The sequence below is a fragment of the Pararhizobium sp. genome, from assembly GCF_035497515.1.
In the GTDB taxonomy this organism is placed as follows: domain Bacteria; phylum Pseudomonadota; class Alphaproteobacteria; order Rhizobiales; family Rhizobiaceae; genus Pararhizobium.
The window spans coordinates 1-2,097 of sequence record NZ_DATJDJ010000073.1; the positions used below are offsets into that span (position 1 = coordinate 1).

At 60.9% G+C, this 2,097-nt stretch carries 3 protein-coding genes; all 3 read right to left on the reverse strand.

The window, feature by feature from the left end; genetic code table 11:
• On the reverse strand, nt 1-396 hold a 396-nt coding region (ytpR, locus tag VL202_RS08375; RefSeq protein ID WP_349255683.1), incomplete at its 3' end, for a YtpR family tRNA-binding protein.
• Between the two features lie 78 nt (nt 397-474).
• Nucleotides 475-1,560 carry a phenylalanine--tRNA ligase subunit alpha gene (pheS, locus tag VL202_RS08380; protein ID WP_325463671.1) on the reverse strand — a complete coding sequence of 362 codons (1,086 nt, stop codon included), beginning with the start codon at nt 1,558-1,560 and terminating at the stop codon, nt 475-477.
• 104 nt (nt 1,561-1,664) lie between these two features.
• Nucleotides 1,665-2,069 carry a 50S ribosomal protein L20 gene (gene rplT, locus VL202_RS08385; protein ID WP_325463672.1) on the reverse strand — a complete coding sequence of 135 codons (405 nt, stop codon included), beginning with the start codon at nt 2,067-2,069 and terminating at the stop codon, nt 1,665-1,667.
• Nucleotides 2,070-2,097: the final 28 nt, after the last annotated feature.

Sequence of the window (2,097 nt, forward strand, 5' to 3'; positions counted from 1 at the left end):
GTCATGGCTGTCTGACATGTCGAGCTCTTTTTCCGAGCACATCATGCCGTGGCTTTCGACGCCGCGAATGGTGCCGACCGACAGCGTCACGTCGATGCCGGGCACATAGGCGCCGGGTGCCGCAAAGGCGCCGACGAGGCCGGTGCGGGCATTCGGCGCACCGCAGACCACCTGCACGGGCGCGCCCTTGCCGGTATCGACCATCAGCACCCTCAGCTTGTCCGCCTGCGGGTGCTTTTCCGCCGAGACGACCTTGGCAATGACGAAGGGCCGGTAGGCGGCCTTGTCGTCGACATGCTCGACCTCGAGCCCGATCGCCGTCAGGCGTTCGCAGATCTGCTCGAGCGTCGCATCCGTTTCCAGGTGATCTTTCAGCCAGGAGAGTGTGAATTTCATGATTTCACCCGTGTCCTAAAGTCTTGCAACTGCTTGCCTTCTGCGCAAGCCGTTGCGGAAAATGTTCAATCGGCGTCGTTACGCGCTCAACCCGCCAAACAAAGTCGGCATGTCGAGCGGCCTGAAACCGTAATGGCTCATCCAGCGCACATCGGCGTCGAAGAAGTTGCGCAGGTCCGGCATGCCGTATTTCAGCATGGCGATGCGGTCGAGGCCCATGCCCCAGGCAAAGCCCTGGTAGACATCCGGGTCGAGACCGCCGGCGCGCAGGACGTTCGGGTGCACCATGCCGCAGCCGAGGATTTCCATCCAGTCGGTGCCTTCGCCGAACTTGACGATCGGGCCCGACGAGCGGTCGCACTGGATATCCACCTCGAAGGACGGCTCGGTGAAGGGGAAGAAGGACGGGCGAAAGCGCATCGTCACATCATCGACCTCGAAGAACGTCTTGCAGAACTCTTCCAGGATCCAGCGCATGTTGGCGACATTCGACTTGGTGTCGACGACCAGGCCCTCGACCTGGTGGAACATCGGCGAATGGGTGGCGTCACTGTCCTGCCGGTAGGTCTTGCCGGGGATGATGATGCGGATCGGCGGCTTTTGTGCCTCCATGGTGCGGATCTGCACCGGCGATGTGTGGGTGCGCAAAACCTTGCGCTCGCCGTTTGGGTCCGGATTGAAGAAGAACGTGTCGTGCATTTCGCGCGCAGGATGGCCGTCCGGGAAGTTCAGCGCGGTGAAATTGTAATAATCGGTCTCGATATCCGGGCCTTCTGCGATCGAGAAGCCCATATCGGCGAAGATCGCGGTGATCTCGTCGATGATCTGGCTGATCGGATGAATGCGGCCGCGTTCAGTCGGGGAAGAACGCACCGGCAGCGAGATATCGACCGTTTCGCGCGCCAGTCGCTCGGCGATGGCGGCATCCTTCAGGTCGGACTTGCGGGCGGTGATGGCAGCAAAGACATCGTTCTTCAGCGCGTTGATCGCGGCGCCGCGGGTCTGGCGTTCCTCGGGCGACATGGTGCCAAGCGTCTTCAGAAGCTCGGAGATCGAGCCCTTCTTGCCCAGCGCATTGACGCGGACAGCCTCGATGGCGGCCTCGTCGCCGGCGCCGGTCACTTCGGCCAGCAGGTTCTCTTTCAGTGCTTGCAGATCGGACATCGCAATATTCCCGGTTCATTGCCGTGATCGGTCAAAGAAAAACCCGCGCCAGCCGTGCCAGCGCGGGTTTCCCAAGTGTTCAGATAGGTTTGGGAAGCGCTGGTTTACTTGACCGCGCTTTCAAACTCGTTGGTGGTGCCTGCGTCCTTGAGATATTCGAGCGCCTTCTTGGCAGCGGCGACGAGCGCGCCGAAAGCTTCCGTCTCATGGATGGCCATGTCGGACAGAACCTTGCGATCGACTTCGATGCCGGCCTTGGAAAGGCCGTCGATGAACCGGCCATAGGTCAGGCCATGTTCGCGGACGGCGGCGTTGATGCGCTGGATCCAGAGGGCGCGGAAATTGCGCTTGTTGACCTTGCGGTCGCGGTAGGCGAACTGCTTCGAACGATCCACGGCGGCCTTGGCGGCGCGGATGGTGTTCTTGCGGCGGCCGTAGAAGCCCTTGGCTGCCTTGAGTGTCTTCTTGTGCTTGGCGTGGGAAGTTACGCCGCGTTTTACACGTGCCATGTCATGATCTCCTTAAAAATCCAAAAGT

What these genes read in the sequence shown, in the direction of transcription:
- rplT (WP_325463672.1), bottom strand. Translation starts at nt 2,069, where the DNA reads ATGGCACGTGTAAAACGCGGCGTAACTTCCCACGCCAAGCACAAGAAG.
- pheS (WP_325463671.1), bottom strand. Translation starts at nt 1,560, where the DNA reads ATGTCCGATCTGCAAGCACTGAAAGAGAACCTGCTGGCCGAAGTGACC.